Origin of the sequence: Halalkalibacter oceani (genome assembly GCF_040544555.1) — a bacterium.
Taxonomy (GTDB): domain Bacteria; phylum Bacillota; class Bacilli; order Bacillales; family Bacillaceae_D; genus Halalkalibacter; species Halalkalibacter oceani.
Window position 1 is genome coordinate 1 of the sequence record NZ_JBEPKD010000017.1, and the last position, 22,073, is coordinate 22,073.

21 protein-coding genes are annotated in these 22,073 nt (G+C 46.4%); 19 read left to right on the plus strand and 2 right to left on the minus strand.

What is annotated here, in order from left to right; translation table 11 throughout:
* Nucleotides 1-160: 160 nt before the first annotated feature.
* Nucleotides 161-1,630, minus strand: coding sequence for an alanine/glycine:cation symporter family protein (locus tag ABMB67_RS16235; RefSeq protein WP_251223565.1), 1,470 nt, complete (start codon nt 1,628-1,630; stop codon nt 161-163).
* 344 nt (nt 1,631-1,974) lie between these two features.
* Between ABMB67_RS16235 and ABMB67_RS16240 the strand changes: the two genes are divergently transcribed.
* On the plus strand, nt 1,975-2,895 hold the full coding sequence (locus ABMB67_RS16240) for an NAD(P)/FAD-dependent oxidoreductase (RefSeq protein WP_354572703.1): 921 nt from the start codon (nt 1,975-1,977) through the stop codon (nt 2,893-2,895).
* Between the two features lie 190 nt (nt 2,896-3,085).
* Nucleotides 3,086-3,859: an IclR family transcriptional regulator gene (locus tag ABMB67_RS16245; RefSeq protein ID WP_354572704.1), complete on the plus strand. Its 774-nt coding sequence runs from the start codon at nt 3,086-3,088 to the stop codon at nt 3,857-3,859.
* Nucleotides 3,860-3,952: 93 nt separating this feature from the next.
* On the opposite strand, the gene ABMB67_RS16250 is transcribed toward ABMB67_RS16245, so the two are convergent.
* Entirely contained in the window at nt 3,953-4,903 is a 951-nt protein-coding gene (locus ABMB67_RS16250; protein ID WP_251222624.1) for an aldolase catalytic domain-containing protein, read from the minus strand.
* A 306-nt stretch (nt 4,904-5,209) separates the two neighbouring features.
* On the opposite strand from ABMB67_RS16250, the gene ABMB67_RS16255 reads away from it, so the two are divergent.
* The 17 genes from ABMB67_RS16255 to ABMB67_RS16335 all read left to right on the plus strand — a co-directional run bounded on the left by ABMB67_RS16255 (nt 5,210) and on the right by ABMB67_RS16335 (nt 22,071).
* Nucleotides 5,210-5,770 carry a UbiX family flavin prenyltransferase gene (locus ABMB67_RS16255; protein WP_251222623.1) on the plus strand — a complete coding sequence of 187 codons (561 nt, stop codon included), beginning with the start codon at nt 5,210-5,212 and terminating at the stop codon, nt 5,768-5,770.
* A gap of 96 nt (nt 5,771-5,866) precedes the next feature.
* On the plus strand, nt 5,867-6,916 hold the full coding sequence (locus tag ABMB67_RS16260) for a Bug family tripartite tricarboxylate transporter substrate binding protein (protein ID WP_354572705.1): 1,050 nt from the start codon (nt 5,867-5,869) through the stop codon (nt 6,914-6,916).
* A gap of 66 nt (nt 6,917-6,982) precedes the next feature.
* Complete coding sequence (locus ABMB67_RS16265; protein WP_354572706.1) at nt 6,983-7,450, plus strand: tripartite tricarboxylate transporter TctB family protein; 468 nt, start codon at nt 6,983-6,985, stop codon at nt 7,448-7,450.
* Between the two features lie 48 nt (nt 7,451-7,498).
* A complete protein-coding gene (locus ABMB67_RS16270) occupies nt 7,499-8,983 on the plus strand; it encodes a tripartite tricarboxylate transporter permease (RefSeq protein ID WP_251222620.1) in 1,485 nt (494 codons plus the stop codon).
* A complete protein-coding gene (locus ABMB67_RS16275) occupies nt 8,958-10,598 on the plus strand; it encodes a UbiD family decarboxylase (RefSeq protein ID WP_354572707.1) in 1,641 nt (546 codons plus the stop codon). The genes ABMB67_RS16270 and ABMB67_RS16275 overlap by 26 nt, the downstream gene beginning before the upstream one ends.
* A gap of 120 nt (nt 10,599-10,718) precedes the next feature.
* Nucleotides 10,719-11,021, plus strand: coding sequence for a hypothetical protein (locus ABMB67_RS16280; RefSeq protein WP_354572708.1), 303 nt, complete (start codon nt 10,719-10,721; stop codon nt 11,019-11,021).
* Nucleotides 11,022-11,083: 62 nt separating this feature from the next.
* Complete coding sequence (locus ABMB67_RS16285; RefSeq protein WP_251222617.1) at nt 11,084-11,857, plus strand: IclR family transcriptional regulator; 774 nt, start codon at nt 11,084-11,086, stop codon at nt 11,855-11,857.
* A gap of 387 nt (nt 11,858-12,244) precedes the next feature.
* The gene (locus tag ABMB67_RS16290; protein WP_354572709.1) at nt 12,245-13,273 is read left to right on the plus strand and encodes a Bug family tripartite tricarboxylate transporter substrate binding protein; all 1,029 of its coding nucleotides are present in this window, start codon (nt 12,245-12,247) and stop codon (nt 13,271-13,273) included.
* A gap of 17 nt (nt 13,274-13,290) precedes the next feature.
* On the plus strand, nt 13,291-14,004 hold the full coding sequence (locus ABMB67_RS16295) for a cyclase family protein (RefSeq protein WP_354572710.1): 714 nt from the start codon (nt 13,291-13,293) through the stop codon (nt 14,002-14,004).
* Complete coding sequence (locus ABMB67_RS16300; RefSeq protein WP_251222614.1) at nt 14,001-14,462, plus strand: SRPBCC family protein; 462 nt, start codon at nt 14,001-14,003, stop codon at nt 14,460-14,462. Before ABMB67_RS16295 ends, ABMB67_RS16300 begins: the two co-directional genes overlap by 4 nt.
* Before the next feature lie 17 nt (nt 14,463-14,479).
* Entirely contained in the window at nt 14,480-15,343 is an 864-nt protein-coding gene (locus ABMB67_RS16305) for an FAD binding domain-containing protein (RefSeq protein ID WP_354572711.1), read from the plus strand.
* Between the two features lie 14 nt (nt 15,344-15,357).
* Nucleotides 15,358-17,733, plus strand: coding sequence for a xanthine dehydrogenase family protein molybdopterin-binding subunit (locus ABMB67_RS16310; RefSeq protein WP_354572712.1), 2,376 nt, complete (start codon nt 15,358-15,360; stop codon nt 17,731-17,733).
* Nucleotides 17,733-18,218 carry a (2Fe-2S)-binding protein gene (locus ABMB67_RS16315; RefSeq protein ID WP_354572713.1) on the plus strand — a complete coding sequence of 162 codons (486 nt, stop codon included), beginning with the start codon at nt 17,733-17,735 and terminating at the stop codon, nt 18,216-18,218. Before ABMB67_RS16310 ends, ABMB67_RS16315 begins: the two co-directional genes overlap by 1 nt.
* 19 nt (nt 18,219-18,237) lie before the next feature.
* Nucleotides 18,238-19,692: a UbiD family decarboxylase gene (locus ABMB67_RS16320; RefSeq protein WP_354572714.1), complete on the plus strand. Its 1,455-nt coding sequence runs from the start codon at nt 18,238-18,240 to the stop codon at nt 19,690-19,692.
* Between the two features lie 10 nt (nt 19,693-19,702).
* Complete coding sequence (locus ABMB67_RS16325; protein WP_354572715.1) at nt 19,703-20,398, plus strand: RraA family protein; 696 nt, start codon at nt 19,703-19,705, stop codon at nt 20,396-20,398.
* A 14-nt stretch (nt 20,399-20,412) separates the two neighbouring features.
* The gene (locus ABMB67_RS16330; protein WP_354572716.1) at nt 20,413-21,468 is read left to right on the plus strand and encodes an XdhC family protein; all 1,056 of its coding nucleotides are present in this window, start codon (nt 20,413-20,415) and stop codon (nt 21,466-21,468) included.
* A gap of 21 nt (nt 21,469-21,489) precedes the next feature.
* The gene (locus ABMB67_RS16335; RefSeq protein ID WP_354572717.1) at nt 21,490-22,071 is read left to right on the plus strand and encodes an EamA family transporter; all 582 of its coding nucleotides are present in this window, start codon (nt 21,490-21,492) and stop codon (nt 22,069-22,071) included.
* Nucleotides 22,072-22,073: the final 2 nt, after the last annotated feature.

Sequence of the window (22,073 nt, forward strand, 5' to 3'; positions counted from 1 at the left end):
GTTCGGGCTTTCTTTCACTCCTCACTATAACTTAAAAAAGAAATAGTGGGTACGATCACCCGTCGATGACCTTACCCACTAATCTTAGTATGTTTTAAAAGATAAGAAAGTATAAACATTTTCGCGATGATGCGAGAAAGGACGCTACGCGTTTTTCATATTAATAACGCTGTTGTTTCTTCGCTTCCTGTTTATTGTCGGTTTGATAAGACTCCCAGAATTCGGCGTTCTGAATGTCCACATCTTTCGGATTGAAAACTGGATCGAGTCCTTCCGCTTTTTGGCGTTCGTAGTCTTTCAGCGTTCGGAGCGCTGGTTTGGCGAGGATGACGATCGCAATAATATTAAGCCAGACCATGATGCCGAGCCCGATATCACCGAGCAGCCATGCCGTATCTGCTGTACGCAAAGCGCCATAGAACGTCGCCACAAGAAGAGCGAGCTTAACGAGCAGAATCGGCCAGTTGATTTGTCTGCCACGCAAAAGATAGGTGACGTTCGTTTCGGCAATATAGTAGTACGCCATGATCGTTGTAAAGGCAAAGAACAGAAGGGCGATTGCGACAAAGCCGGTTCCGAAGCCAGAGAAGACGCTGTTAATCGCTTCCTGGGTAAATCCCGGGCCAACTTCAACGCCCGGTAAATTATTGACAATCATCGTGCCGTCCGGAGCTTCTGTATTATACAGGCCGGTAAAGAGGATCATAAAGGCTGTAGCCGAACAGACGAGCAATGTATCGATATAAACCGAGGCTGCCTGAACGAGACCCTGTTTCGCCGGGTGAGAAACCTCAGCCGCAGCCGCCGGATGCGGCCCTGTCCCCTGTCCAGCTTCATTTGAATAAATACCGCGGATGACGCCCCATGAAATCGCACTTCCAAGCAGGCCGCCAAAGATCGAATCCATCCCAAAAGCACTGCTGATGATCAAGCTGATCGTCGCCGGAATTTCTGTGATGTTCAGCGCGATAATGATGACAGCCATAATCATATAACCAATCGCCATAAACGGCACAAGAAAGGCTGCTGTACTGGCGATGCGTTTAATACCGCCGAAGATAATGAGAGCGAGAAACACAATCAGAATAAGACCAGTAACCCAGTTTGGAATCGTAAAAGCATTATTCATGGCTACTGCAATGGAATTTGATTGGACACCAGGCATTAAGAAAGACATCGCTAAGAGCGCGGCAACCGCAAAAAGAACAGCAAACCATTTAATTCCAATCCCTTTTTCGATATAGAAAGCAGGACCCCCGCGATACAGCCCGCCTTGCTTTACTTTGTAAATCTGGGCAAGCGTCGACTCGATAAAGGCACTGGATGCACCTAAAAAGGCAATCGTCCACATCCAGAAGACAGCTCCCGGACCTCCGTAGAAGATCGCTGTTGCCACCCCGGCAATATTACCGGTTCCGACGCGTCCGGCAAGGGCGACTGATAAGGCCTGAAAAGAGGAAACGCCAGCTTCTGAGCTTTTTCCTTTGAACATCAGAGAAAACATTTCCTTGAAATAACGCAGCTGCAGAAAACGAGTCAGCACACTGAATGTTAAGCCGATAAGAAGCAAAATATAAATGACAGGTGTGCTCCATAATACATTATTAATCGCTTGTAAAAATTCTACCATCTTGGTTCCTCCTGAATCGATTTTAATGTGAAGAATCGAAAGTGTTGAAGAATAACCCTCCTTACATGATGGAATAGGTGGAAGATTAGCAGGCGAGTGTTGCCTGTTCACTGCCCTTTATCCTACTATAACTGTGAAAAATTAACACCGTCATTGGCAGGTAATCTTCCAATCATTTTGCGAAAAACACTTTAGAAATATACTTTTCTACACTAATATATTAAAATCCTTTTTTCTTTTTTCAGATTATTTTGTCGGTAAGCAGAAGAGGGGGCAAGGTTTAGAAAGGGAATGGTTGGGAATGAATGTAGACGAGAAAAATTTTCGGTGAAGGAGGGGAAAACGTGAGCGATTCCATACTTGATGTTGTCATTATCGGCGGAGGACCAGGGGGATTGAGTGCGGCATTAGTACTGGGCAGAGCGCGGCGGACCGTCGCTCTTGTTGACGAAGGACATCCGCGCAACGCAATCACAAAGCGCTCGCACGGTTTCTTAACGCGTGATGGAGCCAAGCCGTTTGAGTTGCGGCAAATAGCAAGAGAACAAATGGAGAAATATCCGACGGTCGATCTGCATCAGGATGAAGCAATTGATATTGAGCGGAAGCAAAATCAATTTATTACGAAAACGAGCAAGGGAGAAATTCTGACCAGCCGCAAGCTGATCGTCGCCACCGGACTACGGGAAGAGCTGCCTGACATTAAAGGATTGAGCGATGTATATGGGCAGTCATTTTTTTCCTGTCCGTATTGTGATGGGTGGGAGTTTCAGGATCAGCCGCTTGTGATTATTGGCAATGGCAGGAAGCTGTTAGCCTATACGAAGATCATTCATAATTGGAGCCGTGATCTGATTGTTTGCACGAACGGTACAGCGATGATTTCAGAGGATGAGAAGAACGAATTGGAGCGTCACTCGATCTCATTCATCGAAACACCGATCCGCGAGCTCGTTGCAGATCAAGGCCAGCTGCAGCAAATCGTCTTTCAAACAGGTGAACGACTAGCGCGGAAAGCGGGATTTTTACTCGATACAGGAGCGAAGCAGAGTACATTTCTCCCGCAGAAGCTCGGCATTCCTCTGACGGATAAAGGAAGCTTTGAAACGCAAAGCCATGGTAAGACAGAGGTCGAAGGCGTTTATGTGATTGGCGATGCGGCCAAACGATTTACAGGCCTGATGGGCGCAGCGAGCGAAGGCTATGAAGCAGGGATTGCCCTGAATCACGAGCTGGTGGAAGAGGACTGGCGCAGCATAGAGTAAATCAAGTAAACCTCCGCTTTAAGCTTGGTTCGAAGGAAGAAAAGCATTTTTCTATTGTATTGTTTAGATATAATTGATATTATTTAGTTATATTTAGTTATATGAAATGATACTTAGTAATGCTTTTAATGAAGGACTGGCTAATCTGCGACTTTTCGTGAAGTCCTGGGATGAGGAGGCGAAATAAATAATGTCTGAATACAGTTCCTTAGCCGCAGTGGAGCGAACACTGGTGATTATAAAAGCGCTTGTGGGGAAAACAAATGGTGCAAGTGTTTCTAAATTGATGGCTGATACAGGAATTTCCAAAAGTGTCGTATCTCGAATTTTGAAAACCTTGAAAGAGAATCATTACGTGGAACAAGATCCGGAGACTAGGTTTTATCGTCTGACATATGACTATATAAACCTGGCACTGTTGCACTACCATGCTTTAGGAATAGATGGAATGTTTTTGCCAACACTTAGAAAAATAGCCCAAGAGCTAAAAGAGTTGGTTCAAATCACCTTTGTCCGTAATGAAAAGATTTATTTTGTTCAAAAAGCGGAAGGGGATAACCCGTTAAAAGTTGCCGATATGGTAGGAAAAGAGGCTCCTCTCCATTGCTCGGCAGCTGGTAAGCTGTGGCTGTCGAGCTTGCCAGAAGAAGAAGTAAAAAGGATCATCGGCGAACGCGGGATGAAACGCTACACTGAAAAAACAATTACCGAACTTCAGGAGTTACTCAATGAACTAGCAAGCATTCGCCAGTCCGGCTATGCCGTGTCACGCGAAGAATTTCATCAAGGGGTTGTAGGGGTAGCGGTCCCTATCTTATTCCATTATCAGCCAAATAAAATAACAGCGATCATCGTCATAGCAGCTCCATCGATCAGAATGACGGAAACAAAAATGAAAAACGCCGTAAACGTCTGTCATAAACATATTCACGCTTTACATACGCAGCAGTCTGCTACTCAGTGAAGAGGAAAGCAAGAGAGCAGTTGTCAAATAATCAAAAACGCCTTTGAGAGTTAATTCTCAAAGGCGTTTTGCTTATAGGTCAGGCGGACTTTATTACTCTACATTCGGCTCAACCGAAGTCATTTTGTCATAAAAGGCCATAAATTGATCAGGGTCATCACTGCTGCGCAGCGCCATCGCCGAGCGAGGATGCTCATTCAAAATACCGGTGATCATGTAAGGAATAATGTAGCCCCATTCAACCTTGCGGCGGAGAGGGATAAACAGGCGCTCGATGACATCGATTACCGGCGCGACGTCATATTTGACGTCCTTTAAATGGCTGACGAGCAGCTCGGTCGGACAGTTTCCGGCAGCCCGTCCCATTCCGTAAACCGAAGAGTCAAGGAAGGTCACCTCATGATCGATTCCGACAAGCGTGTTGGCAAAAGCGAGCTGCATGTTGTTGTGCGTATGGATCCCGAGCTCTTTTTCAGGCAAATACGAGCGGAATTTTTCAGCGAGTGCTTTAATATCCTTGCCGTCAAGGCTGCCGAACGAATCGACGATATAGACGACATCAACGGGGCTGTTGTTAATCTCTTCAAGCGCCTCGTTAATTTCATGATCAAGCGAATTGGAAACAGCCATAATATTAATGCTCGTTTCATAGCCAAGCCCGTGAAATTTCTTAACGAGTTCAATTCCTTTTTTGACATCCTTGATGTAGCAGGCGACGCGGATTAAATCAATCAAACTTTCTTCGCGCGGCAAAATATCATGCTCATCGACGCGGCCGATATCGACTAATGCCGACAGCTTTGTCGCTTTTTTCTCGGGAATGACTTCCCTGATAAACTCATCATCCAAAAATCTCCACGGTCCTGAATCCTTCGCTTTCAGCAGCTTTGGTGAATTTTTATAGCCGATTTCCATGTAATCGACACCGGCTTTATTCAAGGATTCATATAAATCGCGAACGAAGGACACTTCAAAATCCCAATTATTTACTAATCCTCCATCGCGAATCGTACAATCAAGTATTTTTACTTTCTGTTCACTCAACTACTCCCACTCCTTTTTATCTCATGATCCTCACCAAACAATAAACAAGACAATGAATTCCGTCAAGTAGTTTGATTTTTTAGTAAGTTTATCTGATAAATTTTCGTTTTTCAAGCTGAACTTTAAAAAATTAATTGAGAAAGATTTGTAAATCAGCAAAACGAGAACACGGAAAAATAATTTTAAAAAGACCTTGAATTTTCTGAATACATACACTAACATGTATATGACACTTTGTTTCCTGTGGAAATCAAGTTAACTCATATTTGAAAGCGGTATCATCAAACGGATAAAGGAGCGGGTACGATGAAATTAATCATTGGCATTTCTGGTGCAACGGGCGCCATTTACGGAATTAAGCTTTTGGAAGCATTACAGTATGCAGAGGTGGAAAGCCATTTAATTTTGAGCAGCTGGGCGGAAAAAACAATCTCAATCGAAACCTCTTATTCGGTTGAAGAAGTGAAAGCGCTCGCAACGCATACGTATAGCGCGACGAATCAAGCGGCGATCATTTCGAGCGGTTCATTTATGACAGACGGGATGATTATCGCGCCGTGCAGTATGAAGTCATTGGCGTCAATCAGCTATGGTCTTGCTGATAATTTACTGAGCAGGGCGGCGGATGTCGTCTTAAAAGAAAACCGAAAGCTTGTTTTATTGCCACGCGAGTCTCCCCTGAACCAAATACATTTGGAAAATATGCTTCGTCTGGCAAAGATGGGCTCTGTCATTTTACCGCCGATGCCAGCTTTTTATAATCATCCTGAAACGATTGAAGACATTGTCAATCATACTGTCGCGCGGACGTTAGATCAGTTTGGCATTCCAAATCAAATGACGAAGCGCTGGCTGCAAAAAGCGTAAACAGTTCCTGTCACACAGCGAAAGGGGGGATGGGATGCAGGAGAAAGAATAGCAGAGAAATGTTGCACCAGGCACGAAAAGGGAGAGGGGTATGAGATGAATAAAAAGATGAAATGGACAGCTGTATTTTTTGTTATGTTACTTTCCTTTCTAATGGTGACGGCATGTGGAGAAACAAATCAGGAGTCTGCAGGGGGCACCGAAGCAGAAGGGGAAGAAGCAGGTGACCAGGCAGCGGCAGAAGGGGCTCAAACGAATGAGTCAACGTTTCCGGAGAAGGAGGTGACGATTGTTGTAAGCAATAGTGCCGGCGGAAGTAATGACCTTGCAGCGAGATCGATTGCAGGGCCGTTACAGGAGGTGCTCGGTGTCCCGGTCGTCGTCGAAAACGTTGACGGAGCAGGCGGAAATATCGCGCGGGCCCAGGTGTTTAATGCTGAACCAGATGGTTATACATTGTTGAAAACACCGATTCCGTCGATGTCAATTGGCGAATTAGTAGCCGAGGGAGATTTTCAGACGATGGAATTTGAGCCGGTGTTTAATATGTTTGGTCATTCCTCGAATGTTGTCATCGTTCCGGCTGATTCAGAAATTGAAACGATCGAAGAGTTAATTGCGGCTTCAGAGAATCAGAAGCTGCGGGCTTCCGGTTCCGGGGTGGCGACAAATACGGCTCTCGGCAGTATCTTCCTGAAGGAAATCGGTGTCGACCATCAATACATTCCTTATGAGGGCGGAAGCGAGTCGGCCCAGCAGGTCGCCGGCGGGCATGTCGACTTTGGGATCGCAAGTGAGATTGCGGCGAAGTCTCTTGAAGAAGAAGGGCTTGTAAAAGTCATTGCCACGACTGCGACAGAGCGCTTAAGTATTTTTCCAGACGCGCCAACGTTAATTGAATTGGGGTATCCGGAGCTCGGGTTTGAAATTTTATATGGCATTTGGGCTCCGCCTAATACGCCGCCTGATGTGATCGAGATTTTGGCTGATGCCTTCCTTGAGGCAAGCGAGGATCCGGCATTCAGCGAAGCGGCGGAAAGAGTCGGGTTTGTGGAGCAAATTATGATGCCTGATGAATTCAGAGAAAGAAGAGATATCGACTATCTTTTAGTTGAAAAGCTGAAAGATCAATTTGAAGTGGAATAAAGCGGTGCTGTCCCAGCTTCGATAGTGGGACAGCCCTTTATCAAGAAGAAAAGGAGGGGAAATCGTATGACACGTAATCAAGTGATTGTTCCGATTTTACTCAATTTGTTTATCATGCTTCTTTCACTTTTGTTTTTAATTTTAGCGATAACCGGGCTATCCTCCGAATCTGCGTCTGCGCCGATACTCGTTTGTGCGCTGACGATTATCGTAGCCGCTTTTGCGATCGTCGAAGACTATCGCAAAAAAAATAAGCCCGCAACCGATGAAGGTGAGGAAGAAGCTGCTGAAGAAACAGGGGAAAGCCAAAAGCCAATGTGGTTTATCTTAGCTTTGACGCTTATCTATTATTTGTTGATTATTTATGTCGGCTTTTTTGTTTCAACTGTGCTGTTTCTGCTCGTTATTCCTTATGTGTATAAGTTTCGAAATTGGAAGCTGATTATAATCTCGACGATTTCGATGCTCGTCATTTACTGGGGCGGCTTCTCGTGGCTGATGAATGTTCGTTTCCCTAGTGGGTTTTTGCTGTAACTTTATGAGAATTGTGAGGTGATTTATTTGTGGTTAGAAGCGTTTAGCATGTTTTTAAGTTTTGACTATCTTATCGTTCTTGTCGGAGGAACGATCATCGGCATTACGCTTGGTGCTCTGCCGGGTCTGGGGCCTGCGTTTACGCTGGCATTGTTTCTGCCGGTAACCTTCGGGATGGACCCAGCTGTTGCGCTTGTCTTTTTGGGCGCCTTGTATTCGGCAAGCGTTTTCGGTGGTGCGATTACGGCTATTCTGATTAACGCACCCGGAACTCCCGGATCTGTGGCGACAACGTTTGACGGCTATCCTCTCGCCCAGCAGGGAAAGGGTGGATTAGCTTTAGGAGCGGCGGCGACCGCCTCATTAATCGGCGGGATTGTCGGCTTCATCGCGCTCGCAGGGCTGTCTCCTTTAATCGCCAGCATCGCCCTGCAATTTAATGCGGCGACTTACTTTATGTTAGCGATTTTTGGTTTGTCGATGGTCGCCTTTGCTTCTCAAGGGAACACGCTAAAAGGATTAATGCTGGCAGGACTTGGTCTGATTATTTCCTTCATCGGCCGCGACCCGGTAAGTGGAGGCTTGCGCTTTACCTTTGATAATGTTTATTTGGAGGATGGGATTTCCTTTGTTCCGGCGGCGATTGGTCTGTTTGCTTTATCGCAGGCCTTTATCCTGCTTGGAAAAGGAGGAACGATTTCCAAAATCGAAGGAACGATCTCCAAAGTGCGTGATGGAATGGTTGAAACGTTCAAGAGACCGGTCAATTTAATCCGTTCCAGTACGTTAGGGGTTGTATTGGGGGCGATTCCGGGTGTTGGAATTTCAATCGCCAACTTTGTTGCTTATTTGTTTGAGCAGCGCTCTTCTAAAAAGCCAAAATCATATGGAAAAGGAAATGTCGGGGGCGTTATCGCGCCGGAAAGTGCGAACAATGCAACATCGGTAGCTGAATTAATACCGGCTATTACGCTTGGCCTCCCCGGGGGAGCGACTTCGGCGATTTTTTTGGCGGCGATCACATTGCACGGTCTTCAACCGGGAGCGGCTTTCTTTTCCAGCGATTCGGCGATTTCCTATATTGTTTTTGTCGGCATGCTCCTGTCACAATTTGCTTTTTTTGTTCTGGCGATGATCGGAATGAAGTATTTTGTCAAAGTGACGTTAGTGCCCAATGAAATACTCGGTGTCGCGATTATTACACTGGCGCTGGTCGGCTCCTATGCGTACCAGTATAAAGTTACCGACATGTTTATCGCGATCGCTTTTGGTGTACTCGGCTATATCATGGTGAAGTATCATTATCCTCTTGCTCCGCTTATTCTCGGCCTCGTGCTCGGGAGTATGGTGGAAAGTAATTACCGAAGAGCATTGCTGATGTCTGACGGCTCTCATAGTATTTTCTTTACGCCGTTCCCATTGACGATCCTGATTATCACGATTCTCATTCTGGTTTTCCCATTCTTGATTAAGACGATAAAAAATATCAATAAAAAGGAGAATGATTATGACAACAACCAAACTTTATCCTAGTTTTCAAACGCATTTGGAAAAATTAGAAGAGAAGGGTCTCGTTCGTCATATTTATAAAGAGATTAATAAAGATACGGAATTGCATCCGCTTGTACGCTGGCAATTTAGAGGCGGAATTCCGGAGAGTGAAAGAAAAGTATTCGTGTTTCATAATGTGACAGACAGCAATGGGCGTAAATATGAAATGCCGGTCGTCGTTGGTGGATTATCGGTTAACCGTGAAGTGTACAGCATCGGAATGGGTGTGGAAGTCGAAGATATCGGCAAGAAATGGGCGGAAGCGAGAGCGAATCCGATTGACCCGGTCGTAGTGGAAGAAGCGGCTTGCCAGGAGGTCGTTTATATAGAAGATGAATTAGATGTTGAAGGCCAGGGCCTTGAACACATTCCGGTTCCGATTTCGACGCCGGGCTTTGATAATGCTCCCTATACGACTTGCTCACAATACATTTCAGTCGATCCGGAGAACGGCATTCAAAATATGGGAACGTATCGGGCGCAAATAAAAGGCTCAAGGCGGCTCGGTATGAATCCGTCTATCGAGATGGGCCAGGGAATCTATCAGCATTGGCTGAAATATAAGAAGATGGGCAAACCGATGCCCGCCGCTTTAGTTATCGGTGGACCACCGGCCGTGTCCTACTGTTCTGTGCAAAAGCTGCCATATAATACGGATGAATTTTCCGTCGCCGGGGCGTTATTGGGCGAACCGCTTAGAGTCGTAAAAGCAAAAACGGTAGACTTGCTCGTACCGGCTGATGCAGAAATTGTCATAGAAGGATATGTTCCGACTGACTCGCTTGAGCCGGAAGGGCCATTTGGCGAATCACACGGCCATGTCAATTTACAGGAATTTAACCCGTATATGAACGTCACGGCGATTACGCGTAAGAAAAAGGCTAATTTTGTCTCGATTATTAGCCAGGTAACGCCGAGTGAAAGCAGCTTAATTAAAAAGGTGGCATTCGAGCCGGTATTTCTCGATCATCTTAAAAATCATCTTCGTATTTCAAGTGTACAAAAGGTCGTCATGCATGAACCACTTACTAACTTACGGAAACTGGTTATTGTACAAATGAAGAATCCAACAGAAACAGATGTGTGGAGAGCTTTAACTGGAGCAGCAGCATTTATGCCAGCAGTGGGAAAATTGGTTGTTGCTGTGAGTGATGATATTAATCCTGAGAACAGCGATGCTATATTTTGGTCGATGGCATATAGGATGAACATTGTAAAGGATGTGCAAATTTTACACGGTAGGGATCCAGGCCATGGACCTAGAACTTCAGGTGCTGAAAGAGGAGATGATGCAGTTGATGGTACCCTTCTCATGAACGCAACGAAAAAAGAAGATTTGCCGCCATTATCTTTACCGAAGAAAGAATATATGGAAAGAGCGAAGGATATTTGGGAAGAGCTGGAGCTGCCAACGCTGCGCCCGGAATGGCCGTGGCACGGCTTCTCAATGGGAGATTGGGATGAATTTAATGAAAAAATGGCTGAACGGGCGGTCAGAGGAGAATATTTTGAAACGGGAGCCGAACAGGTGAATCAACGGGTTGGTCCGGAATGGATCAACAAAGATACGAAATGGTACAAGGAAGAACAAGAATAAATTTGATAGAAAGCGTTCACAACTGAGTCTCTTGCCAGACTCAGTTGTATTTATGCTTATACATATTGTATTGTCTATTTATAAAAGCTTGCATTATTCATAATAAGAGGAGGAAGAGGAATGAACAAGATCACAGTGCTAACAGAGTATAAAGCGGAGGATGGAAAGAAGGAAAACGTGCTCAGCGCAATAGACGAATTAAAAGAACAAATTGAAGCTTTAGGTGGTCGGGAAGTAATCATTTATGAGGGCGTAGATCAACCAGGTCTTTTTGTCGAACAGTTTTTGCTGCCAAATATGCAAGCATATGAAAAAATGAAAAGAATACGCGAAGAAGAAAGAATTGATTTTTGGCAAACGTTCAATTCTTATATTTTAGGAGGGAAGAAGAAAATTAATATGTGGACATTCGAAAAAAAATAGTGTTATTATATACCTTACTTAACCAATAGAAAAAGTAGGAAAACAGGAGGTAATACAAGTCGATGGCCGAATACAGTTCATTAGCAGCAGTAGAGCGCACGTTCGTGATTATTAAAACACTTGTCGGGAAAGTGAACGGGTTGAGCGTCTCCAAACTCGTCGAAGAAACAGGAATATCCAAAAGCATCGTTTCACGAATTTTGAAAACATTAAAGGACAACCATTATGTCGAGCAGGATCCTGATACGAGATTTTACCGCTTGTCCTATGACTTTATCGGGCTGTCATTAAAGCATTTTAATGCTTTGGGGATAGATGGACTATTTCTCCCGGCTTTAAGAACGATATCAGCAGAAGTGAAGGAACTCGTGCAGCTATCTGTCGTAAGTCAGGAGAAGGTCTATTTTGTGCAAAAAATTGAAGGTGACAATCAGTTGAAGGTCGCTGATATGCTCGGGAAGGAAGCTCCTCTTCATTGCTCGGCCGCGGGGAAAATGTGGCTGTCGACATTGCCGCAGGAAGAGATTATCCGGCTTGTCAGCCAGCATGGAATGTCCCGTTACACAGAAAATACAATTACGGATCTGAATGAATTGTTAAAGGAGCTTGAAAAAATAAAACAGCTTGACTATGCACTCTCGCTCGAAGAATTCAACCATGGAATTACGGGTGTGGCGGTGCCGGTTTATTCCAATGCCAAAGAACGGCAATTGATGGCCAGCATCGTTATAACCGCTCCGACTGTCAGAATGTCTGAACAAAAAATTAAGCAAATCGTTCAAACATGCAACGCCTCGATTGGACCATTGAAGGATCAGCTGCCGACAATTGAATAAAGCTTGGGTGATGGGGCCGGGCCAAAAGGTTAAAAACAACCTTTTGCCCGGCCTTAACCAATGTGCTGGACCGTCACGAGCTGGTAACCTCTGTTTTGTCTTGCCTTCCTCACCTTTTAAAGTTATTCGAGGATGGCTGAAAGCCTCCCTAATTGTAACGGCACTGCACGCCGCTTCAAAGAAAAACGACTCAGGCGTTTTTCTTATATAAAATTGTTAAATAATTTTGATTTTTTCATTGATTGTTAAAAGGGATCATACTATAATCAAAGAAGAAACAAAGTTTCCTCTTAAAAATAAGTTACTTAATACAACTAGGTGTAGAGAGGAGGATAGAAAAAACGAGAGGAAATCAACACACAAAGTGAAAGAAACGGAGGGTTGGTAATGAACGTAAAAAAAGGACTGCTCGTCATCATAGCCATATTGATGCTTTTAGTGGTTGCAGCCTGTGGGTCCAACACAGAAAATGCCGAAAGTAAAGGAAGTGGACAGCAGGAAGGATCAGGTGATCAAGCAGCATCAGCAGACAATAGCTATCCAGAGCATGAAATTGAGATTATCGTCCCTAATGCAGCGGGAGGCAGTAATGACCTTGTCGCGCGCTCTATTTCCCAGCAATTGTCTGAGCATTTGGGGGTGCCTGTCGTCATTCGTAATGTTGAAAGCGCTGGGGGGAGTATTGCGAGAGCGCAAGTATTTGGCGAAGAACCCGATGGCTACACGATTTTAACAAGTCCGATGCCGTCAATGTCGATTGGTGAGCTCGTTAATAACGATGATTTTAAGGTGCTGGAATTTGAACCTGTTTACCAAATCTTCGGTAATAATTCCACCGTTGTCGCCGTTCCGTCTGATTCAGAAATTGAAACGATGGAAGATTTATTTAACGCTTCGAAGGAAAAGGCACTTACCGCTGCAGGAACAGGGGCGGCAACGAACTCAACGCTCGCCAGTATTCTTTTACGTGAAAGCGGTCTTGAGCATCAATATATCCCGTTTGAAGGCGACGCCGGGGCATCGACGCAGGTAGCTGGAGGACATGTTGATTTTGGACTTATTAGTGAAGCCGGGGCCGAAGCTTTGGTAAGAGATAATCAAGTCCGGATTATCGGCTATCTCGGCGAGCAGCGTTCTGAAGTTTATCCTGATGTCCCGACAATGGTTGAGTTAGGTTATGAGGACGCTTATTTTGAAATCGTTTATGGCTTTTTTGCTCCTCCAGGAACGCCGGCTGACATAATCGAAATTCTTGAAAGCGCTTTTACAAAGGCGGTTGAAGAAGAGTCCTTCATTGAAATGGGGACCAATTCAGGGTTTATTGTCAGCACGCGGAATGCCGAGGAATTCGGGGAGAACATTGAATATATTCATAACCGGATCACGGAATTGCAGGATATGTTTGAAGTTGACTAAAAAAAGAGGTGAGCAAATTGAAAATCATTGATCTTTCACAGGAAATTTTCAAAGGGCAGCCGGTTTATCCCGGTCATCAGCCGACTGTTGTCTTTCCGATGACCGAGCTGAAGGAAATCGGCGGGGGGAAACGGTCGTTTGCCGTTAATACCATTTTAATGTCAGAGCACGCCGGAACTCATACCGACTCTTTTATTCACATGGACGGCAACCCGGATGCGAAATCGATTGAGGAGATCGAATTGGAACGGTTTGCCGGGCCTGCGGTCTGCTTAGACGTCTCCGATGTGCCCGATTCAGATTTTATTACAAAGGATCATCTAATCAACGGATGTGAACAAGCGCGTTTGGATCTGACAGGGATTAAAATCGTCTTATTGTACACAGGCACGTATGAACGGCATTTTCCAAAGCCGGTCTACAACCAGCAGAATCCAGGATTGAACCGCGAAGCAACAGAATGGCTCGCCGATCAAGGGGTGCAGCATATCGGAATTGACGCCGTCAGCATTGATGTCAGTCCTCACAAAGGAGAGGAATGGAAGCCCGCTCATACGGTTTGCGCTGAGCGGAATCTATTAAACACGGAAAATCTCGGAGATTTACGCGAGGTTGCCGGCAAGCGTTTCCTTTACATTGGACTTCCATTAAAAATTAAAAAGGGAACAGCCGGATTAACGAGAGCAGCAGCGATTTTAAATGCTGAGATAGTAGAGGGAGGCCTACGATGATTATTGAAGATCAGTTTAACGTACAGGCAAAAAAACAGGATGTGTGGACATTTTTAATGGACACGGAGCAATTAGCGCGCTGCCTGCCGGGCTGCGAAGAAGTCGATGAAGTGGAAGAAGGCGTTTACCAGGCTGTAGCCAAAGTGCAAATCGCCTTTATGAAATTAAAGTTCAATCTCAATGTCCGCATCACAGATTTGGATCCGCCGAATCAGCTGCAATCAGAGATTTTAGGAAAGCCATTTTCGTTAGTCGGTCAATTGAAAGTAAAAGCGAAATTGGATTTGGTCGAAGTTGACGAAGGGTCGACGGATGTTCAATATTTTATGGATTTAAGTTTAGCCGGAAAGCTGGGCTCAATCGGTCAGTCTGCTTTTCGTTCAAAGGCAACAGAGATGGGAGCGGAATTTGCGGCCAATATTAGAGAAGCCCTTGAGGAGAACGCTGTAAAACGGTAAAGAGAGGGGTAGATGAAATGGAAGATACAGTATGGATGGAACCTGATACATTACAAGGTGTAAAGGAGATCCTGGCCCAGGGAGATCCCGAAATCAGGGTTGTAAGTGGAGGAACCGCTCTGTCGCTCATTATGAAGCAGGGGATGTTCGATCCGAAAAAGATGATCAGTCTAAAAAAAGTGAAAAACGAATTAAGCTTTATTCGCCACGATGAAGAGCAAAATATCCGCATTGGCAGCATGACAACGCTGCGGGAAATCGAAATCGATCCTCTTATGAAAGCGGAACAGCCGGTCATTACCGAAGCGTTAGCCCATGTCGCCAACCCGCGGATCAGATATGTCGCCAGCCTCGGCGGAAATTTGGCGCACGGGGATGCACATTTGGATTTGCCGCCGATTCTCATGGCTCTTGGCGCGAAAATAAAGGTTGAAAGCAGCAAAGGGGACAGATGGCTGGAGCTGCATGATTTCTTTCAAGGCTATTATGAGACCGCCATGGAGTCTGATGAAATTTTAACCGAAGTGTTGATCCCGAAAAAAATCGAAGGGTTGCGCGGAACGTATTTCAAATATACGACGTTATCAAATGATGATTGGCCGACGGTAGGGGTCGCGGTTTTCCTGAAGACGGTCGAAGGAATTGTCGCCGACGTCCGGATCGTAATCAGCGCAGCAACAGATAAACCGACTCAACTGCCTGAGGTCGAGCAATGTGTGCGAAACAAATCATTAAATGAAGAAACAATCATGGAAGCTGCACAAAAAGCGTATGAAGTGGTAAAACCGTTAGAAGATTTAAGAGGCTCGGTCTGGTACAAAAAAGAGATGGTAAAAGTTCATATCAAACGGGCGCTTGAGCAACTGAAGACAGAAAGCTAAAAGGAGTGATAGGTGTGGCGTTAGGAAAATCAATTCGTCGAGTCGAAGCAAAGGCGAAAGTGACGGGCAAGGTTGACTATGTCATGAACATGACGATGCCGGAAATGCTTCACGTCAAGCTGTTACGGAGCACAATTCCGCATGGGAAAATTAAAAACATCGATAAACGAGCGGCGGAAGAAATCGAAGGCGTTATTAAAGTCGTCACCGGAGAAGATTTGCAAAAGCTCGATATTAACTATTACTACGGGCCGGCTTTTCGCGATCAGCCTGTCATTGCGATTGACAAAGTTCGTTACGTCGGAGATCCGGTCGCAGCCGTTATCGCCGAGTCGGTTGAAATAGCGGCAAAGGCAGTTAACTACATTGAAGTGGAATATGAGGAATTCGAGCCGGTATTTCAAGTATTGGATGCGATGAAGGAAGACGCGCCCATTGTTCATGACACGATCCGGCCGGCCGGAAGCTTTGCAGATTTAAAGTCGCTGTTGCCGAAAAGCGGAAGTAACATTTGTCTTCATTATAAATTAAGACACGGTGATATTGAGAAAGGCTTTGAAGAAGCAGATCATATTTTTGAAGATACGTTTACGACACCGGCGGCGGTTCATCTACCGATGGAGCAGCATGTCGCACTCGCCTATCTCGATGCCGAAGAGAGAATGAACATTTGGACAGCCAATCAAAGTCCATCGTTTGTCAGAAGTGAGGTCTCTCATGTATTGAAGCTTCCTGAAAGTAAGGTGAGAGTCCGTGTCCCTTATTTAGGTGGCGGGTTTGGCACGAAGCTCTATGTGAAAATTGAAGCGTTGACGGCCGTGTTAGCGCTCATTGTGAAAAAGCCGGTTAAACTGGCGCTGACGATGGATGAAGTGTTTATTACGCTAACGAAGCATGCGACGGTTTTCACGTTGAAGACGGGAGTGACGAATGACGGCAAAATTGTCGCCAGAAAATGTACCGTTGCCTGGGATACAGGCGCCTATGCTGACATCGGCCCGCGCATTACGCAAAAATCAGGCTTCACAGCAGCCGGTCCCTACGACATCCCGCATGTGCAGATCGACTCGTACTGCGTTTATACAAATAACGCACCAGCCGGGGCGTTCCGTGGCTTCGGCATCCCGCAATTAGTCTGGGCCTATGAATCGCAGATGGATATTATCGCCGACAAGATGGGCTGGGATCCGCTCGAATTTCGCAAATCGCAAGTGCTAATCGAAGGAAAAGAGCACGCAACCGGGCAAATTATGAACTCGATTGGCTTCGGCGAAATTTTAGAAAAAATTGATGACCGGCTTGATTGGAAAACGTACCGTAGCACAGCGAAGCAACCGGATCAGCAAAACCCAAGAATCCGTGGCCGTGGGATGGCGATCGGACTGAAGGCCGTACTTACGCCATCGATTTCAGGAGCAGTGGTAACATTGTTTGCTGATGGAAGCGCCTCTGTTTATTCCAGCACGGTTGATATGGGGCAAGGCTCTGATACGATCCTCGGGCAAATTGCCGCAGAAGTACTCGGACTTCCGAGTGAAAAGGTGCGCGTCGTTCATCCGGATACGGATGTGACGCCATACGATACGATCACCGCTGCGAGCCGTTCAACTTTTTATATGGGAAATGCGATTCAAAAAGCGTCGGAAGATGTCAAACGTCAATTGTTTGAGTTCGTGAGCGAATATTACGAAGTAGGTTCAGAAGAGTTGGAATTGAAGGACGAAGCTATATTTGTCCGCAACGAGCCGGATAAAAAGCTGGCCATTACCGAAGTGATTAAGAAAATATTTAAGATGCCTGCCGGAAGCATTATCGGGCGCTATGTATTTGAAAGCCACTATCAAAGCCCTGATCCGGAAACCGGTCAATCTGATGATGTGGCGATCTTCTGGTTTGCCGGTGGAACTGCGGTAGAAATCGAAGTTGACCGCGAGACGGGCAAAATTGACATTTTGAATATGGTATCGCTCGGTGATGTCGGAAAGGCGATTAATCCGTTTCAAGTTCATCAGCAATTGTATGGAGCGGCGATTATGCAAATCGGCCAGGCGCTGTTCGAGGAATGTAAATATGATCATGGACAGATGATCAATGCAAGCATGGCAGATTATAAAGTTCCTACTTTCAAAGATTTGCCGGCCCGGTCTGAAACGATTATTGTCGAAGACCCGCATCCGGAAGGCCCGTTTGGCGCAAAAGGGGTGGGAGAAACGGCTTCTTTTGGTGTCCAGCCGGCGATTGCCAATGCACTCCACGATGCTCTCGGTGTGCGGATTAAAGATATGCCGCTCACGCCTGAAAGAGTGCTGGCGGCGATAAAAGAAGCGGAAGAAAGCAGCAACAGCCGTCAGAAGGTCAGTGTGACTAATGAAGCGAAGGGTGAGCGTTAATGAAAAGACAAATACAGTTTACGTTTAATGGAAAGCCTGTGACAGCGGATGTCGCTCCGCATGAAACATTGCTTGATCTATTGCGCGATACATTTCAATTAACGGGAGCAAAGGAGACATGCGGCTTGGGACTTTGCGGCGTTTGTACCGTCCTTGTGTCCGGCAAGCCGGTAAGCGGCTGCCTCCATTTCGCTTCTTCGATTGACGGGGAAGAGATCGTTACGATTGAGGGACTGGAAACCGAAGAAGGGCTTCATCCGATTCAGGAAGCCTTCTATGAACAAAAAGCATTCCAATGCGGGTACTGTACGCCCGGGATGATTTTAATGGCGAAAAAGCTCTTGGAAGAAAATCCAAACCCGACAGAAGACGAAATAAAAGACTATATGGTCGGAAATATTTGCCGCTGTGCCAGCTATGCACAAATTTTCGCAGCGATTCAGGAAGCGGCTTCCCTCCTGAAACAGGAGAAAGTGAAGCTGTGATAGAGAAGGATGTGGGAAGATGATCAAGAAACAGGAAGGCAATCCGCTCGATTTACGCCACTGGTTAGAGGAGATTGAGGCAGAGGGAGAGCTGACGAAAGTCGATGGAGCTGACTGGAATTTAGAAATTGGCGCCATCAGTGAATTGAACGTAAAAAAAGCGCAAAATTCCGCTCTATTATTCGATCAAATTATCGGTTATCGAGAAGGCTTCAGGGTACTGACCTGCAGCACGAGCAGCCCGAAGCGGTTAGCCTCGATTTTACGGCTCGATGTCGACAGCACGCATAAAAGCCTCGTAACAGGATTAAGAGGCAAGCCGAAACAATGGGAAAAGGAATCTGTTGACTACGAGCCTGTTTATACAGAGGAAGGTCCGATTTTTGAAAACGTACAAAGCGGGGAAGAGGTCGATCTTTTTACTTTTCCTTCTCCTTTATGGCATGAAAAGGACGGCGGTCGTTATATCGGCACCGGCTGTTCAGTCGTCACAAAGGATTATGACTCGGACTGGATCAACGTCGGTACCTATCGGGTGATGATTCATGATAAAAACCATGTTGGACTCGATATGGTGCCCGGCAAGCATGGTCATATTCAATATGAAAAATACGAGAAAGCCGGCAAGCCTTTTCCGGTAGCGATTGTCATTGGCGCAGATCCGCTTCATTATCTTATTTCCGGAATTGAGGTTCCTTTTGGAAAATGCGAATATCATTACATCGGTTCGATTTTAAAGGAACCTGTCTCGGTCGTACAGACGCAATTGACTGGACTTCCGGTACCAAGCGCCTCGGAAATCGTGATCGAAGGCTGGATTCATCCCGGGGAGACGAAAATAGAAGGGCCGTTTGGCGAATTCCACGGCTATTATCCTGCCGCGGCCTCGCCGGCTCCTGTTGTCAAAATCGAACGGATTTACTACCGCGACAACCCGATTATTATGGGAAGTCCTCCGGCGAAGCCGCCTAATGATTATTCCTATTCAAAAGCGGTCATGCGCTCAGCGCTGCTGTTCGATGCGGTCGAAGCGGCCGGGATTCCGGACGTAAAGGGAGTATGGGCCCATGAAATCGGCGGCTCCCGCATGTTTACGGTGATTTCGATCAAACAGCGGTATGCAGGTCATGCCCGCCAGGCCGGTCATGTGCTCAGTCAGTGCGGCGTGGGATCCTATTTAGGAAGATATTCGATCGTCGTTGATGAGGATATTGATCCTGCGAATCTGGCTGAAGTGATGTGGGCTGTTTCGACGAGAACGGATCCGGAGCTTGATATCGATATTATTAAAAGAGCGATGGGATCGAAAAATGATCCGATGAAGATTGCTTATCCATATAAAGCGCCCTTCAGCTCAAGAGCAATTATCGATGCATGCCGGCCATATGATTATATAAACGAATTTCCGGAAGTCGCCGAAGCGAGCAAGGAGCTGCAAGAAAGTACGTTAAAAAAATGGGCCCATTTATTTTAGGAGGAGAGCGATGAAAGGAACTATCGGATTTGGCTATAACGAAAAAGTGAAGCGTACCCCGCCTGCCCTGCTTAAACAGCTGGAAGGGGTTGCTTCTTCCACTATTACCGATGCGCAGCGCCGGACAGGAACGATGCATCCGCGAATCAAGCCGATCGCCAAGGGGAGCAGGATCGTCGGGAACGCCCTTACGGTGGAACTGCCACCGGGGGATAATTTCATGCTTTATGTCGCATTAAAGCTTGCTGAACCAGGTGACATTCTCGTCGTCACGACGCAAGGGAATCAAACAAAGGCCGTGTGGGGGGAGTTAATGACGCAATCTGCGCAGGCGCTTCGTCTTGGCGGGATTGTGATTGACGGCTTAATTCGCGATAAAACGGCCAATCAGGAAAGAGACCTTCCTATTTTTTGCCAGGGAGCGGTTCCGGTCAGCGTTGAAAAAAATGGTCCCGGCTTCGTCAATGGTGAAATCAGCTGCGGGGACGTAACGGTCCGCCCCGGTGATGTCATCGTCGGGGATGACGATGGCATCGTTGTCATCAAGCAGGAAAATGTCGCCGCCGTAATCGAACAGCTTGGCGCGATTGAGAAACGGGAAGAGCAACGGGTAGCGGAGATTGCGGCCGGTCAGGTTCTCCCGGCATGGGTAGAGGATAAAATGAAGGAAGTGGATTTGGTCACGGAAAATCGAGTTCTTGAGTGAAGGGAGGAATACGGATGAATGAGCTCCGTGGATTGCTGAAGCAGTTGGATGAATGGAAGGAGCAGGGCGAGCGCGTCGCGATGGCTACTGTCGTCGCGATTAACGGCTCGGCCTACCGGCGACCGGGAGCCCGTCTGCTTATTGCGGAGAATGGACAATCGGCCGGAATGATCGGCGGCGGCTGCTTTGATCAGGATGTGATCGAGGTTGCGCTGCAAGTGATTCAAACTGGGAAGCCGCGCCTGCACTTGTATCACTTAAGTGACACGAGCGTCTGGGGGCTCGGCCTCGGCTGTAATGGCAGCGTCTTCATCTTGATTGAGTCACTGGAAACAGCCGAGGGCCGGGAATGGAGAAACGAAGTCACGCAGGCGCTCACGACAAAGCGTGCATTGACCATCAGCCACGCATTTTCAAAGGAGCTTACCTTTTCCCGTCCTTTTATTAATGAAGAAATGGCGTTTGCGAGGTCGTATCACGCTGGTGAAGCAAAACCGACGCCAGGCGGGTTCTGTGAAAAAATCAATCCGGACGCCCGACTGGTCATCTTCGGTGCCGGACAGGACGCGGTGCCGGTCGTTGATTTGGCCGGCCAATGCGGTTTTGAAGTCGTCGTTGTTGATCACCGGGAGAGCGCTTTAACGAAGGAGCGCTTTCCGAAAGCCGCTGAGCTAATTCTTGCCCGGTCAGAAGACTATCGGCAGAAGATCGTAGCTGAAAAAAATGACTATGTTTTATTTATGACGCACCGTATTGATCACGATGCGCTTGCCTTTGATTTTTATCGAAGCTGTGCACCGGGCTATCTCGGCTTTTTAGGTCCGAAACGAAGAATGGAGCAAATCGCCGGAGAGATTCTTGGTTTAGATAAGACCGAGATGGAAAGGCTATCGCCGTATATCCATGCCCCGGTTGGCCTTGATCTCGGGGCTGAAACACCGGAACAAGTCGCTGTGAGCATTCTGTCAGAAATCATGATCCGAAAAAACAACAGACAGTTGCAATTTCTAAAAGATAAAGCAGGTCCGATTCATGCTGCTGAACAGCTTTCACTACAGACGATAAAATGAGAAGAGAGGGAGTAATCAGGTGTGGGCTTTTTGATTGCGGGTTTGTCAGCGGTCTTTTATTCGTTGAGCAATGTTCTGATGAAAAAAGGAATGAGGCACTCAGCAACAGACAATGGAATGCTGATTACCCTCTGTATCAATATTTGCTTGCTCGGTTCATTGCTCGGGATTTCCCGCTGGTTGGCTCCGGTGAACGGAAACACAGGCGATGAAATGGGACTTTGGTTATTTTTGGCTGCTGGATTTTTAACCGCTTTTTTAGGGAGAATGATGCTTTTTAACGGCATTCGAAAAATAGGATCATCACGGGCGGCGGGGATTAAAAACTCAGCCCCTATTTTTACCGTGATGTTTGCAATTATCATATTAGATGAAACGATTATCGGTGTGACCTGGCTCGGGATTGGATTGATCTTTCTCGGGCTGTTTGTGCAAGGGTATATGCTGTTTCATAATGAAGGAAGCAAAGTCGATCAATTTGGTTTTCTGATTTCCCTGGGGGCCGCGCTTGGATTCGGGATTGGGCAAGGAGTTCGCAAGCAGGCGCTTGATTACTTTCCCGATCCTTTTGCCGGCGCTTTTTTGGCGCTTTGGCAGCATTAATC